This is a genomic window from Leclercia sp. 119287 (assembly GCF_009734485.1).
In the GTDB taxonomy this organism is placed as follows: Bacteria; Pseudomonadota; Gammaproteobacteria; order Enterobacterales; family Enterobacteriaceae; genus Enterobacter; species Enterobacter adecarboxylatus_C.
This window is the reverse complement of the sequence record NZ_CP046445.1, coordinates 2,263,164-2,277,028: the sequence shown is the minus strand read 5'-3', so window position 1 is coordinate 2,277,028 and position 13,865 is coordinate 2,263,164. Positions and strand designations below refer to the sequence as shown.

At 55.8% G+C, this 13,865-nt stretch carries 14 protein-coding genes; 9 read left to right on the top strand and 5 right to left on the bottom strand.

Features of this window, described 5'->3' with window-relative positions:
* Positions 1 to 63: 63 nt before the first annotated feature.
* Complete coding sequence (locus tag GNG27_RS11055; protein ID WP_156263695.1) at positions 64 to 1,419, top strand: carbohydrate porin; 1,356 nt, start codon at positions 64 to 66, stop codon at positions 1,417 to 1,419.
* 142 nt (positions 1,420 to 1,561) lie between these two features.
* Here the strand turns inward: GNG27_RS11055 and GNG27_RS11050 are convergent, their stop codons facing one another.
* Together GNG27_RS11050 and GNG27_RS11045 are read right to left on the bottom strand one after the other, a co-directional pair.
* Positions 1,562 to 1,957, bottom strand: a complete 396-nt coding sequence (locus GNG27_RS11050) for an Imm63 family immunity protein (RefSeq protein ID WP_156263694.1) — start codon at positions 1,955 to 1,957, stop codon at positions 1,562 to 1,564.
* 135 nt (positions 1,958 to 2,092) lie between these two features.
* Positions 2,093 to 2,614 (bottom strand): hypothetical protein, encoded by a 522-nt coding sequence (locus GNG27_RS11045; RefSeq protein WP_156263693.1) that lies wholly within the window; start codon positions 2,612 to 2,614, stop codon positions 2,093 to 2,095.
* Between the two features lie 152 nt (positions 2,615 to 2,766).
* On the opposite strand from GNG27_RS11045, the gene GNG27_RS11040 reads away from it, so the two are divergent.
* The 7 genes from GNG27_RS11040 to clcB all read left to right on the top strand — a co-directional run bounded on the left by GNG27_RS11040 (position 2,767) and on the right by clcB (position 9,397).
* Positions 2,767 to 3,390, top strand: coding sequence for a glutathione S-transferase family protein (locus tag GNG27_RS11040; RefSeq protein ID WP_156263692.1), 624 nt, complete (start codon positions 2,767 to 2,769; stop codon positions 3,388 to 3,390).
* A 170-nt stretch (positions 3,391 to 3,560) separates the two neighbouring features.
* Positions 3,561 to 4,304, top strand: coding sequence for a YoaK family protein (locus tag GNG27_RS11035; RefSeq protein ID WP_156263691.1), 744 nt, complete (start codon positions 3,561 to 3,563; stop codon positions 4,302 to 4,304).
* Between the two features lie 257 nt (positions 4,305 to 4,561).
* A complete protein-coding gene (gene osmY / locus GNG27_RS11030) occupies positions 4,562 to 5,272 on the top strand; it encodes an osmoprotectant ABC transporter permease OsmY (protein ID WP_032617901.1) in 711 nt (236 codons plus the stop codon).
* An 18-nt stretch (positions 5,273 to 5,290) separates the two neighbouring features.
* Positions 5,291 to 6,190, top strand: coding sequence for an osmoprotectant ABC transporter substrate-binding protein OsmX (gene osmX / locus GNG27_RS11025; protein WP_156263690.1), 900 nt, complete (start codon positions 5,291 to 5,293; stop codon positions 6,188 to 6,190).
* Positions 6,191 to 6,199: 9 nt separating this feature from the next.
* Positions 6,200 to 6,847, top strand: coding sequence for an osmoprotectant ABC transporter permease OsmW (gene osmW, locus GNG27_RS11020; RefSeq protein ID WP_142489310.1), 648 nt, complete (start codon positions 6,200 to 6,202; stop codon positions 6,845 to 6,847).
* Positions 6,847 to 7,998 (top strand): osmoprotectant ABC transporter ATP-binding protein OsmV, encoded by a 1,152-nt coding sequence (gene osmV / locus GNG27_RS11015; RefSeq protein WP_156263689.1) that lies wholly within the window; start codon positions 6,847 to 6,849, stop codon positions 7,996 to 7,998. Before osmW ends, osmV begins: the two co-directional genes overlap by 1 nt.
* A gap of 88 nt (positions 7,999 to 8,086) precedes the next feature.
* Positions 8,087 to 9,397, top strand: coding sequence for a voltage-gated ClC-type chloride channel ClcB (gene clcB, locus GNG27_RS11010; RefSeq protein ID WP_156263688.1), 1,311 nt, complete (start codon positions 8,087 to 8,089; stop codon positions 9,395 to 9,397).
* Here clcB and bioD read toward each other — a convergent pair.
* From bioD to GNG27_RS10995, 3 genes are all read right to left on the bottom strand, one after another.
* Complete coding sequence (gene bioD / locus GNG27_RS11005) at positions 9,332 to 10,027, bottom strand: dethiobiotin synthase (RefSeq protein ID WP_156263687.1); 696 nt, start codon at positions 10,025 to 10,027, stop codon at positions 9,332 to 9,334. The two genes, clcB and bioD, sit on opposite strands and share 66 nt — an antisense overlap.
* Positions 10,028 to 10,152: 125 nt before the next feature.
* The gene (mlc, locus tag GNG27_RS11000; RefSeq protein ID WP_156263686.1) at positions 10,153 to 11,373 is read right to left on the bottom strand and encodes a sugar metabolism global transcriptional regulator Mlc; all 1,221 of its coding nucleotides are present in this window, start codon (positions 11,371 to 11,373) and stop codon (positions 10,153 to 10,155) included.
* 127 nt (positions 11,374 to 11,500) lie between these two features.
* On the bottom strand, positions 11,501 to 12,400 hold the full coding sequence (locus GNG27_RS10995) for a LysR family transcriptional regulator (RefSeq protein WP_156263685.1): 900 nt from the start codon (positions 12,398 to 12,400) through the stop codon (positions 11,501 to 11,503).
* A gap of 122 nt (positions 12,401 to 12,522) precedes the next feature.
* On the opposite strand from GNG27_RS10995, the gene GNG27_RS10990 reads away from it, so the two are divergent.
* Positions 12,523 to 13,776 carry an MFS transporter gene (locus GNG27_RS10990; RefSeq protein ID WP_156263684.1) on the top strand — a complete coding sequence of 418 codons (1,254 nt, stop codon included), beginning with the start codon at positions 12,523 to 12,525 and terminating at the stop codon, positions 13,774 to 13,776.
* Positions 13,777 to 13,865 lie beyond the last annotated feature (89 nt).

Here is a 13,865-nt window from a genome sequence, read left to right as displayed (position 1 = left end):
GCCGTAGTAATTACCCTGCGGCGTCACGCGTCGGCATCATTAAAATTATACAGGTTTGATTCGATGAAAATAACAACCGGATCGGTGCTCTGCGCCGGCTTATACTCGGCCTCCGTTTTTTCCCAGACACCGTTAACTATTGAACAGCGCTTTATGGTGCTTGAACAACGATTACAGGATGCAGAAAATCGCGCTTATAGCGCAGAGGCAGAAATAGCAGCGTTAAAACAAGCATCAGCCAGGAAAGATGAAAATAATATAAATTCAGCAAAGCAAACAGACGTACCTAAATTAACTTTAAATAAAGATGCGGAATTAAAATTCCATGGTGACGTGGAGTTTAATCTTGATGGTGCCAGCCGCACCGGTAGTTTAACATCGGCAAAAACCAGCGCGAATAAAAACTGGGCGCCGGGCGATAAAGAACGCTGGGATATCAATGGACGTATTCTATTAAGCATTGACGGTATACAACGTTCATCGAATGACCAGTTTGCCGGTTTTACTGCCCAACCGCTGGCGGATATGAATGGGAAAATGAACCTTGATGATGCGGCGTTCTTCTTTGGACAACAGCAAGATTGGTTAGTTAAGGTTGGGCGCTTTGAAGCCTATGATATGTTCCCCCTCAACCAGGACACCTTTATCGAGTACTCTGGAAACACAGCTAATGACCTGTATAGCGACGGTTATGGCTACATCTACATGATGAAAGAGGCGCGTGGGCGCAGTAACAGCGGAGGGAATCTGCTATTCAGTAAAACGTCAGATAACTGGTATCTGGAGGTGAATACACTGGTAGAGGATGGCAGTTCACTTTACGTAGACCAGCGTTATCACGGAACTGAACTCGATAATCAAAAAAATGTGGTTTACGTCCGCCCGGTTATTGCCTGGCGTTCAGGCGACTATTCTGTGGCGGCTGCTATGGAAACTAACCTTGTCAACAACGCTTACGGCTATAAAGATCCTGACGGAAAGTGGCACGATCAATCGGAGCGCACAGGATATGGTTTAACCATGAACTGGAATACCCTGCAAAAAAATCCGCAAGATGGTGTAGTGGTTAATATGAGCACTGCTTATATGAATGCAGAAGACGAAAAAGACTTTAGCGTAGGGGTCAATGCGCTCTGGCACCGCGTTGAGTTAGGCTATATTTATGCTCATAACAAGATTTCCGAATTCAATATATCCGGATTAAACAGTGAGTGTGATAACGAATGCGCAATACTCGCGCCTGGAAATTACGATATCCATACTATCCACACCTCCTGGCAATTACCCAATATTATGAATATGCCCAATTTCAACATTTACCTTGGCGCTTACACCTCCTGGCTTAATTCAACAGCACAAGAAGAAGCTAATGACCAACCGCGTTACGGCGCACGCCTGCGTTTTAAATATCTGTTTTAATTGCATTATCGCGACAGGAGTACCCTTGCAATCAGCCTGTTCATCACGCCATGACCCATAAGTAGCACAGGGCCGTTTGATGCTTTTGCAATGGTAACGGTCCTTTTTACGCAGACAGACTAACGTAATGACATTTGCGGATCTAAGCACTAAGAATTTCTGAAAATTCTTTGCGTTTCCTTGTCGCCCATTCAGGTTTAATGGAAAGCATTAAACTGTATTGTTTCCGGAAATAAACCTCCCTGAATGCCTTGCCCGGTGAGCTGTGCAAGGCTGCAAACTCTGCCGCTAAACCAGCCACGCCACATTCAACAAACCAGTAAAGAATCTCATCGTCACTCAGCGTCACTTTACGCGCTATTTCGATACCTCTTTCATTGACAATGAAGTGATATTCTTGACCATGAATTTCCAGATAGGGCGTTGCCATACCATCAGGTCCGTCAGGGATGATGAAGTAATAATTGGGCCTTATCCCCCCTCCAATTCGCTCACCTATTTTGAGAAGTTCTGCGCGTAACGCTTCGATATCTTTCATGATTGATTATTTATTAGCCTTAAGCGAACCTCCCCGCGTAATGCGGAGAGGATTCTGAGCGAGGGGCTGATGTCCGCTCCGCGCTCTGAATGACCGGCAACAGCTTACAACGCCATGGACAATTAACCAGCCTGACTACCTGAGCACTGTTCTCAGGTTTACATAAACATCCAGCGCTTTGGCCACGTTCGCCTCATCCATCGACATCTCGGAGAAATCGGTGAACAGGGCATCAGAGCTGTGTTTATTGATGACAAAAAGCTTTTTCCCTTGAACGAGGCGATATTCAATATCGTACTCTTTGCGCGTCAGCGAGTCTGTATCCGGGACGGTGAATCTGGTTGTCGCTGCCGTATCTTTGGGATCCCATTTCAGGAATCCGGAATAGAGGTTAATCCAGCTTTCAAGCGTGTTTTTGGTGACATAGCCGAACTGGCTTACAACGTTGCCGCCGTTATAGATCACAATCAGGGCATATTCGCCATCATCGTCCTGGCGTAACGTCCCATGAAAGGAGTCATTATATTTAGGCTCTTTAGGGAGATTGATATCAATCCCCGTACGGTACTGCGTCCAGGTATAAAAGAAAGCGGGTTTACCGGGGGTGGAACAGCCTGCCAGCAATAAGACAAATAATAATCCCAACACTTTTTTCATCGTTACTCCTTTCTTAATACTTCCATTGTGTTTCAACTATTGCATAAATCATTACTTACCGCACGTCACCACTTCCCCACCAGAATTTGCCCTAAGCTTCCTGCATAACTGCTGTATTGTTATTAACTCACCCGACAAAGGACATCTGCACCATGCTAAAAATCCTCGGCAAAACCACCTCCATTAACGTGCGCAAAGTGCTCTGGACCTGCGAAGAAACGGCTCTGGACTATCTTCAGGAAGACTACGGCAGTGGCTTTACCTCGACGGAAACGGACGCCTTCTGCGCGCTCAACCCGAACGCTATGGTACCGGTGCTGATCGAAGGCGATTTTGTGCTGTGGGAATCCAATGCGATCTGCCGTTATCTGGCGCGTAAAGCCGGGCGCGACGATCTGCTCCCCACGGATCTGCAGGCCTGCGCCAACGTCGAGCGCTGGATGGACTGGCAGGCGACCGAGTTCAACAACGCCTGGCGCTACGTCTTCCCGGCCCTGGGGCGCAAAAACCCGGACTTTAACGATCCCGCGCGGATAGCGGCCGGGATTAAAGAGTGGAATCACCATATCGCGATCCTTGAGCAGCAGCTGCAACGCACCGGGGCCTGGGTGGCGGGCGAGACCTTTACCCTCGCCGATGTGGTGCTGGGGCTGTCAGTAAACCGCTGGAAGATGACGCCCTTCGATCATCCGGATGTGCCCGCCATCGAGGCCTGGTTTGACCGTTTAAACCAACGCCCGGCGTTTTTACGCCACGGCAATAATGGAATGATGTGAGCCTGCCGTGTCCGATGCTTAATAATCACTTTCTTATCAAGGTTATTTTAATTAATTACTAAATCCACCCGGACCTCCGGTGCCGTAATAATTAAGCGCTATCCTGGACAACCCGTGAATTGTCTTTGCTAGCCTGATTATTCAGGCAAAGCTCAAACCGGAGGTATTCTTTGCTGATTAAACTCAAGAAAGAACGAACGCATCAGGAGGATCGCCGGCTTGCCCTCTGGCTGGCCACCTCCGCAGGATTACTGAATGCCATTGCGCTGGGGGCATTCGGGTTTTTTCCTTCCCATATGACCGGCAATACCTCGCAATTCTCCAGTGAAGTCTCCTCAACGGATCTGAACGATATTATTTTCTTTGCCACCATTATTTTGTCGTTTGTTACGGGAGCAATTATTGCCCGAATTATCGTTTTATGGGGCATCATTCAGAATGTGCGGCTCATTTTTTGTCAGGTTTTGTTTATTGAAGGGCTATTACTGGCCGGTGTGTCTCTGTATGAAATGTATTTTCATACCTTCACCACCAATCGGGAAATTATTGTTTTTCTCTGCGGCCTGATGGGGATCCATAACTCAACTTCCACCCAGCTTTCCGGCGGACGGGTAAGATCCACGCACATTACCGGCACGTTAACCGACGCAGGCATTTCGCTGGCCTCGGTGGTAGTGGCGATGCTGCGCCGGGATTACTCCAAAGATACCGCAGCACAACGAAGCCAGCTCAAAACCCATCTCACCACCCTCTTCTCATTCATCACCGGGGGTATTGCCGGGCTGATACTGTTCCGGTGGTTTGGCTTCAATGCGATGCTGGCGCTGGGGCTCATGCTGGTTTTCGTGGCTGCTTTCTCCATCATCAGCACCTCGCTACGTGTGCGAAAAGTCCGCACTGCGCTCAGCAAATAACAGACTTGCCTTCTCATTAAGTGACAGTGTCACTTAATGAGAATATCTTTAAGACTATTCTGCCTCCCCCTGACCAGGCCTTATCCCATAAGGCTTAAACTATGATTACCCCTGTTTTCATAGGGTTACTGATTTTACCGCTTCGCTGGAACCCTTCCCAATCCCTTGCTATAGCTCAAATACCCCTGCCGAATCATGGCATAACAACAGGCAACCGGTGGTTGCTATAACGCATGCGCACAGGGAGACACATCGCAATGCATCCATTATTCAAACGTTCGCTGCTTTTTGTCGGCGCGATTATCGTGGTTGTCGCCCTCCTCGTCTGGGGAATTGGGCTGGAGACGATCAAAGCGCGCCAGGTTGACCTGGTCTATCTCGGACAACAGCATCTGATTTTAGTCTTCTCCTCCATGTTCTTCGCCCTGCTGGTTGGTATCCCGAGCGGTATTTTGCTGAGCCGTCCGGCCGCGCGAGGTATCGCCGAATACGTGATGCAGATCTTTAACGTCGGTAACACCCTGCCGCCGCTGGCCGTTCTGGCCCTGGCGATGGTGGTGATTGGCATTGGTGATACCCCTGCCATCATCGCCCTGTTTCTGGCCTCGCTGCTGCCGATCGTGCGTAACACCTACGCCGGGCTGTGCTCCGTGCCGGGGTCGTTGCTGGAAGCGGCGAACGGCATCGGGATGACCAAATGGCAGCGTCTGTGGCAGGTGGAAATCCCCAACGCCTGGCCGGTGATGCTCTCCGGGATCCGCATCGCTACCGCGATTAACGTCGGTACCGCGCCGCTGGCCTTCCTGATCGGCGCCAGCAGCTACGGCGAGCTGATTTTCCCGGGTATTTACCTGAACGATTTCCCGACGCTGATCCTGGGTGCTGCGGCTACCGCCCTGTTCGCCCTGATTCTGGATACGCTGCTGGCGGCGCTGGGTCGCCTGATGAGCCCGCATCTCGCGCGATAATTATAACAAGGAGCTTCTATGAGACTGTTTACCGGCCTGACGGCGCTGTGCGCCGCCGCGCTCTTCTCCAGCCAGGCGCTCGCCGCGCCGCTGATTCTGGCGACCAAGAGCTTTACCGAGCAGCATATTCTCTCGGCCATGACCGTGCAGTATCTGCAAAAGAAAGGCTTTCAGGTTCAGCCCCAGACCAACATTGCGACTGTCATCTCCCGCAACGCGATGATCAACAAGCAGATCGATATGACCTGGGAGTACACCGGTACCTCGCTGATCATCTTTAACCACATCAACAAACGCATGTCGCCGCAGGAGTCGTACGAGACTGTGAAACGCCTGGATGCGAAGCACGGCCTGGTGTGGCTTAAGCCTGCTGACATGAACAACACCTACGCCTTTGCCATGCAGCGTAAGCGCGCCGAGGTGGAGCATATCAACACTATGTCGGAGCTGGTGGCGAAGGTTGAGCAGGTGCGTAAAACCGACCCGGATAACAACTGGCTGCTGGGGCTCGATCTCGAGTTTTCCGGGCGCAGCGACGGCATGAAGCCGCTGCAGGCTGCCTACAACCTGGAGCTGGATCGCCCGCAGATCCGCCAGATGGATCCCGGTCTGGTCTATAACGCGGTGCGCGACGGCTTTGTCGATGCCGGGCTGATCTACACCACCGACGGGCGCGTGAAGGGTTTTGACCTGAAGGTGCTGGAAGATGATAAAGGCTTCTTCCCGAGCTATGCGGTGACGCCGGTCGTGCGTAAGGACACCCTGGAGGCTAACCCGGGTCTGGAAGAGGCGCTGAATACCCTCTCCGCCCAGCTCAACAACGACGTTATCACCGAGCTGAACAAGAAGGTGGATATCGATCATCAGTCACCGCAGCAGGTCGCCCGTGATTTCCTGCGTAGCAAGCAGCTGCTGTAAGGAGGCGCTATGGATACGGTTCATTACATTATTGATAACTGGGGCTATCTGTTAACCCTGACGCTGCAACATCTGTGGCTGGTGGCGCTGGCCGTGGGCTTAGCCATTATTATCGGCGTGCCGCTGGGCATTCTGATTGTGCGCCACAAATGGCTGGCGACGCCGGTGCTGGGGATTGCCACCATCGTGCTGACCATCCCGTCGATTGCCCTGTTCGGCCTGATGATCCCACTCTTTTCCATGATAGGTCAGGGTATTGGTGCCCTGCCCGCTATTACGGCGGTGTTTCTCTACTCGCTGCTGCCGATTGTGCGTAATACCCACACCGCCCTCGACAGCCTGCCGCCGGGCCTGCGCGAAGCGGGTCGCGGCATCGGCATGACCTTCTGGCAGCGTCTGCGCTGGGTAGAAATTCCGATGGCGTTGCCGGTGATCTTTGGCGGTATCCGCACCGCCGTAGTCATGAACATCGGCGTGATGGCGATTGCCGCGGTGATTGGTGCTGGCGGGCTGGGCCTGCTGCTGCTTAACGGCATTGGCGGAAGCGATATTCGTATGCTGATTGCCGGTGCGCTGATGATTTGTCTTTTAGCGATTGTGCTCGACTGGTTACTGCACCGTCTGCAGATCGTTCTGACTCCAAAGGGGATTCGATAATGATAAAACTGGAAAACCTCACCAAACAATTTTCACAGAAACAGGGCCAGACTTTTAAGGCCGTGGATAACGTTAACCTGAACGTGCCCGAAGGGGAAATGTGCGTCCTGCTCGGCCCGTCCGGCTGCGGCAAGACCACTACCCTGAAGATGATTAACCGCCTGATTACCCCAAGCAGCGGCAAAATCCTGATTAACGGTCAGGACACCAGCGACATGGATACCGTCACCCTGCGCCGCAACATCGGCTATGTGATCCAGCAGATTGGTCTGTTCCCGAACATGACCATCGAAGAGAACATCACCGTGGTGCCACGGATGCTGGGCTGGGACAAAGCCCGCTGTAAAACCCGCGCCGAAGAGCTGATGGATATGGTGGCGATGGATCCGCATAAGTTCCTCAACCGCTATCCGCGCGAAATGTCCGGCGGCCAGCAGCAGCGTATCGGCGTGATCCGCGCCCTGGCGGCAGATCCTCCGGTGCTGCTGATGGATGAACCCTTCGGCGCGGTCGACCCGATTAACCGCGAGGTGATCCAGAACCAGTTCCTGGAGATGCAGCGCAAGCTGAAAAAGACCGTTATGCTGGTCAGCCACGACATAGACGAGGCGCTGAAGCTGGGGGATCGCATCGCCGTCTTCCGTCAGGGGAAAATTGTCCAGTGCGCCAGCCCGGACGAACTGCTGGCTAAACCGGCGAATGAGTTTGTCGGCTCATTCGTCGGCCAGGACCGTACCCTGAAGCGCCTGCTGCTGGTTTCTGCAGGAGATGTGACGGACCAGCAGCCGACGATCACGGTTCGCCCGGCCACGCCGCTGCCTGAGGCCTTCGCCACGATGGACGATAACGATATCCGCGCGGTGACCGTGGTGGATGAAAACGGCAAGCCGCTGGGCTTTGTGAAGCGCCGGGAAGCGCGTCATGCCACCGGTACCTGCGCCGACCTGATCCATCCGTTCCGCATGACCGGCAAGGCGGAGGACAACCTTCGCGTGGTGCTCTCCCGCCTTTATGAGAGTAATACCAGCTGGATGCCGATTGTTGATGAGGACGGGCGCTATAACGGCGAGATTTCCCAGGACTATATCGCGGAATACCTCAGCTCTGGCCGCACCCGCCGGGCGCTGAATATTCATAGCGAGAACTCATAAAGTCAGCCGGGCCCTGCCCGGCGCTTTACGTTGCTAACCCCGCGATTTCCCCTCACAATATTGTATCTTCCCTGTTTACGCGTAACCCATGCATCGACTCCATGCTTACCCTGACATCCGCGCGATGTTTCGCAGGCTGCTGATTGCCACCGTCACCGGCGTGCTGGCGGCGCTGGTCGTGGCGGTGTTTCGTCACGCCATGTACCTGCTGGAGTGGCTGTTCCTGAGTAACGAAAGCGGCAGCCTGGTGAATGCGGCCAGCGCGCTTTCGCCCTGGCGGCGTGCGCTGACGCCCGCCCTGGGCGGACTGGCGGCCGGACTGTTGCTGTGGGGATGGCAGCGGATGACGGCGCAGCGTCCCCATGCCCCTACCGACTATATGGAAGCTCTGGAAACGGGCGACGGGCGGTTCGACTATGGTGCCAGCCTGGTGAAATCCCTGGCGTCGTTACTGGTAGTTGCCAGCGGCAGCGCCATTGGTCGTGAAGGGGCGATGATCCTGCTGGCCGCCCTCGCCGCCTCCTTTTTTGCCCAGCGCTTTACGCCGAAATCAGAATGGAAACTGTGGATCGCCTGCGGGGCCGCCGCCGGGATGGCCAGCGCCTACCACGCGCCCTTAGCCGGGAGCCTGTTTATTGCCGAGATCCTGTTCGGCACCCTGATGCTGGCGTCCCTCGGCCCGGTGGTGATTGCCGCGGTGGTGGCGTTGCTGGCCACCCGCCTGCTCAGTCCGGGTGCGAGCACGCTGTATGAGGTGCATCTCAGCGAAACCCTGACCGCGGTGGATTATTCCCTGATCGTCGGCATGGGCCTGCTGGCCGGCCTTTGCGGCCCGGCGCTGATGTGGCTGATGTCCTTCAGCCACGCTCTGTTTCTGCGCCTGAAACTCTCGCCGCCGTGGCAGCTGGCGCTGGGCGGGCTGATTGTCGGGCTGCTGTCGCTGCTGACGCCCAAAGTGTGGGGCAATGGCTACAGCGTGGTGCAGGCGTTTCTGCTGGCGCCGCCTGTGCTGTCGGTCATTGCGGGGGTATTCATTTGCAAGCTGCTGGCCGTGCTCGCCAGCAGCGGTTCAGGCGCACCGGGCGGGGTCTTCACGCCAACGCTGTTTGTCGGCATGGCGACCGGGATGCTGTTTGCGCAACTCTTTATGCTGTGGTTGCCAGGGTCTGAAACTGCGATTTTGCTGGGGCTGGCGGGTATGGCGACACTGCTTGCCGCCACGACGCACGCACCGATCATGTCGGCGCTAATGGTCTGTGAAATGACCGGGCAGTATCTTCTGCTGCCCGGCTTGCTGATTGCCTGCGTGGTGGCGTCGGTCCTGTCGCGGACGTTACTCCACGACTCTGTCTACGGTCAACACACTGCCGAGAGCCGAGAGATCGATATAGTGCGCTAGCTCGCGCTGCTCTGCGCGCGGCAGATACGGCAGCTCGCCCACCAGCGGGCCAGGCAGTTTTTTACTCAGCACGTCAATGATTTCAGCGTAGTGGGCCAGGCCCGGATTGATGCGGTTTGCCACCCAGCCCACCAGCGGCAGACCATCATTGGCAATGGCCTGCGCCGTCAGCAGGGCATGGTTAATACAGCCTTCCTGAATGCCCACCACCATCAGCACCGGGAGCTGCTCCTGCACCACCCACTCCGATAATGGACGCAAATCATTCATCAGGCTACGCCAGCCGCCGGTCCCTTCCACCACCACATGATCGACCTGCTCGCTCAGGCTGGCGAGCCCGTCCGACAACAGGCTGTAATTGACCCGCCCGCTGTGCGCCACGCTGCTCTCATCTTCGCTGAGGGCGATGGGGTTTACCGCATGATAGGGCAATTCAATCGAGGAGACGCTTTGTAACACCAGCGCATCTTTATTGCGCAATCCCTCTGGCGTCTCTTTACTCCCTTTTGCTACCGGTTTGTACCCTGCAACGCTCTTGCCGCTTGCCATCAGGGCTTGCAGCAAGGCGCGGGACACCACCGTCTTACCGACAGAAGTATCAGTACCCGTTACAAAGAAACGCTTAAGCATCACTCACTCCACCGTTATGCTTTGAAAATATAAATCAAGGAAATAATTCAGTGGGGGAAGTCTAAGGCATGCGCTATCCGCTCAGTTTGAGATAGCGCAATTTTTAGTAAGTCTGTAAGAAACGGTTAACCCTGTAGCAGACGGATCAGCAGTGAACCGTTATACATCGCATCTTTTACCAGCGCGGCACCGGCCATCGTGCCCTGATTGGTAAACTGGGTGCTCTCCACCACGATATGCCTACTGTAGGCTGGCAGGGACTGCTGGCGGATGGAGTCGGCGATGGCCGGGAAGAGAACCTCTGCCGCCTGGCTCAGGGGCGAGCCGATGAGGATCTTTTGCGGGTTAAAGAGGTTAACCATAATGGCAATAATGCGCCCGACGTTGGTGCCGACGCCGGTAATGATATCTTTAGCCAGTAGATCGCCCTGCCGGGCAGCCGCGCAAAGCGACGCCACCGTCAAAGGCTGCCCGTGCAGCGACGAGCTCATCGACTGGCCGAGGCGGAGCTGGGCCAGCTCCAGCACGCTGTCGACGCTGGCAATGGTCTCCAGACACCCATGATTGCCGCAGTAGCAGCGTTTACCATAGGGATCGACCTGGGTATGACCAATCTCTACCAGGCTGCTGCTGCCGGCGTGCAGCAGACGGCCATCGGTAATCACCCCGGCCCCCACGTTGTGGTCGATCACCACCTGAATCACGTCCCGCGCCCCGCGTGAGGCGCCGAACAGCGCCTCGGCCATCGTCCAGGCGCTGATGTCATGCTGAATATAGACCGGCACGCCGGTGTGGTTTTTCAGCACCTCTCCCAGCGGCATCTCTTTGACGTCATCATAGAACGGCATCCGGTGGACAATACCGTTTTCGGTATCAATGATGCCTGGCATGGTAATGGCGATGGCGGTCAGACGCTCCAGCTTCTGCTGGTGATGAATAAAGAATTGATCGATAAGCGCGGTGATCCGCACCTCCAGCGGCAGCTCGGCTTTCAGCTCAAGCGGCAGTTGCTCTTCCACCACCAGCTTGCTGCTGAGATCGCGCAGCGCCAGGTAGATTTCACCCCGGCTGATACGCAACGAGAGGTAGTGCCAGGCTTCGGTTTCCACCACCAGACCTACTGCCGGACGGCCGCGGCTGCCCGGCTCCTGAATTTCCGTCTCCTGCACCAGATGCGCTTCGAGCATTTCTCGTACGATCTTGGTGATACTGGCAGGTGCCAGTTGCGCAAGGCGGGAAAGATCGATGCGCGAGACCGGCCCAAGCTGATCAATCAGGCGATATACTGCACCCGCATTGGTCTGCTTAATCTGATCGATATGCCCAGGCTGACTATCAGCAACCACCACGTACTCCCTTATTTTCGAGCTTCGAAATAAACTGTGGGCTATGGTGAAGCACTTCTACAGTAATCGTCAAATTTTTACTTAGCCTTGTGATTTACAGCACATTTTTGCCCGCCTTTTTTGCGGCTTAGCCGCCGGAAGAGGCATTAATCAGTAGATTTTTGAAACGTTGTGCCGCCGCGCTGAGCTCATGATGTTTCGACCACACCAGCCACATCTCCGACACCGCATCCGGTTCGGCTATCGCCACCCAACGCATTTCGTTCAGCTGAAGGCGCTTGAACGAGGCGGGCAGGATCGACACGCCCAGCCCCGCCGCCACCAGTCCGATAATGGTCATCGCCTCGCCCACCTCCTGGGTGATGACCGGGGTAACCCCGTAGCGGCGCAGCAGCCCCAGGATATCGTCATACAGGCCCGTGCCGACATGCGGGTCGAAAAAGACAAACGGCTCATGGGCCAGCTCCGCAAGCGAAACCACAGGCTTTGCCGCCAGGGGGTGATCCCGGTGGATCATCGCCAGCAGCGGCTCGCGCAGCACCCGCTGCCACGCCAGAGTATCCGGCAGCTGGGTATTTCGCATCAGGCCGAGGTCGAGCGAGCCTTCGCTCAGCGGGACGATCTGCTCCCGGGTGTTGATCTCCCGGGTCTGGATATGCACATCCGGGGAGAGGCGGCGAAACGACGACAGGGTTTGCGAGATGGCGCGAATAAAGGGCGCGGAAGAGGTAAACCCGAGGCGCAACTCCCCGGTTTCGCCATGATGCAGGCGTTCCGCCCGGGCTGCCGCCTCATCCACCTGGCTCAGGATCTGCCGACTGTCCGCCAGAAACTGGCGTCCTGCCGCCGTCAGCGCCACGCTGCGGTTGGTGCGCGCCAGCAGACGGGCCCCCACCTGAAGCTCCAGGGCCTGAATTTGCTGGCTCAGCGGCGGCTGGGAGATATTCAGCCGCGCCGCCGCACGACCAAAATGCAGCTCCTCCGCGACGGCCACAAAGTAGCGCAGATGACGCAGTTCAATATTCATATTTTTAACGTATCATTTGAGATTATTAATATATTAGACAGAATATTTACATTTTCCTACCCTGATCCCTGTGGTCATACCCGTCACCAGAAATCACGGGGATGTTGAAGCAAGGAACTTACGTGAGTCGTACAACAACGGCTGATATCGCCCCGACAGATGATATCGATCTCTTACCGGCCAAATCGCGCCCGGTGCAGTTAATCAAACGCGGCACCCCGCAGTTTATGCGCGTCACCCTGGCGCTCTTCTCCGCCGGACTGGCGACCTTCGCCCTGCTCTACTGCGTGCAGCCGATCCTGCCGGTGCTGTCGCAGGAGTTTGGCGTGACGCCCGCCAGCAGCAGTATTTCGCTCTCCATTTCCACCGGGATGCTGGCGGTCGGCTTGCTCTTTACCGGCCCGCTGTCGGATGCCATCGGGCGTAAACCGGTGATGGTTACCGCCCTGCTGCTGGCCTCGGTCTGTACCCTGTTGTCGACGATGATGACCAGCTGGCACGGGATACTCATCATGCGTGCGCTGATCGGCCTTTCTCTCAGCGGCGTGGCGGCGGTAGGCATGACCTACCTCAGCGAGGAGATCCACCCCAGCTTTGTCGCCTTCTCGATGGGGCTCTACATCAGCGGTAACTCCATCGGCGGGATGAGCGGACGGCTGCTCAGCGGGGTCTTTACCGACTTCTTCAGCTGGCGGATTGCGCTGGCGGCGATCGGCTGTTTTGCGCTGGCGTCAGCGCTGATGTTCTGGAAAATCCTTCCGGAGTCGCGCCACTTTCGTCCTACGGCCTTGCGGCCAAAAACGCTGTTGATTAACTTCCGCCTGCACTGGCGCGATCGGGGCCTGCCCCTGCTGTTCCTCACCGGATTCCTGCTGATGGGCTCGTTCGTCACCCTGTTTAACTACATTGGCTACCGGCTGATGCTCGCCCCCTGGCACCTGAGTCAGGCCCTGGTTGGCCTGCTGTCGGTGGCCTACCTGACCGGCACCTGGAGCTCACCGAAAGCCGGGGCGATGACCACCCGTTTTGGCCGCGGTCCGGTGATGCTGGCGTCGACAGGCATCATGCTGGCCGGGGTGTTGTTAACCCTCCTCGCCAATCTGTGGGTAATTTTCGCCGGGATGCTGCTCTTCTCTGCCGGCTTTTTCGCCGCCCACTCGGTCGCCAGCAGCTGGATTGGCCCGCGCGCCCGCCGCGCCAAAGGCCAGGCCTCGTCGCTGTATCTCTTTAGCTACTACCTGGGCTCCAGCATTGCCGGGACGCTGGGCGGCGTGTTCTGGCATCAGTACGGCTGGAACGGCGTGGGGGCATTTATCGCCCTGATGCTGTGTGCCGCATTGTTGGTGGGCGCCAGCCTGCATAAACGTCTGCATTAATTCTCCGCCTGCTCTGGCGCCTCCCCTTTGTCAGAGCAGGCTTAAGCACTTTTCCGAAAACCCTGCCCCTCTTTCCTTTACAGAAAAAA

Bases quoted from the DNA above. Each gene is read 5' to 3' on its own strand.
- osmY (WP_032617901.1), top strand. From the start codon at position 4,562: ATGCATCCATTATTCAAACGTTCGCTGCTTTTTGTCGGCGCGATTATC.
- GNG27_RS10995 (WP_156263685.1), bottom strand. From the start codon at position 12,400: ATGAATATTGAACTGCGTCATCTGCGCTACTTTGTGGCCGTCGCGGAG.
- GNG27_RS11045 (WP_156263693.1), bottom strand. From the start codon at position 2,614: ATGAAAAAAGTGTTGGGATTATTATTTGTCTTATTGCTGGCAGGCTGT.
- bioD (WP_156263687.1), bottom strand. From the start codon at position 10,027: ATGCTTAAGCGTTTCTTTGTAACGGGTACTGATACTTCTGTCGGTAAG.
- osmX (WP_156263690.1), top strand. From the start codon at position 5,291: ATGAGACTGTTTACCGGCCTGACGGCGCTGTGCGCCGCCGCGCTCTTC.
- GNG27_RS11040 (WP_156263692.1), top strand. From the start codon at position 2,767: ATGCTAAAAATCCTCGGCAAAACCACCTCCATTAACGTGCGCAAAGTG.
- osmW (WP_142489310.1), top strand. From the start codon at position 6,200: ATGGATACGGTTCATTACATTATTGATAACTGGGGCTATCTGTTAACC.
- clcB (WP_156263688.1), top strand. From the start codon at position 8,087: ATGCATCGACTCCATGCTTACCCTGACATCCGCGCGATGTTTCGCAGG.
- osmV (WP_156263689.1), top strand. From the start codon at position 6,847: ATGATAAAACTGGAAAACCTCACCAAACAATTTTCACAGAAACAGGGC.
- GNG27_RS11050 (WP_156263694.1), bottom strand. From the start codon at position 1,957: ATGAAAGATATCGAAGCGTTACGCGCAGAACTTCTCAAAATAGGTGAG.
- GNG27_RS11055 (WP_156263695.1), top strand. From the start codon at position 64: ATGAAAATAACAACCGGATCGGTGCTCTGCGCCGGCTTATACTCGGCC.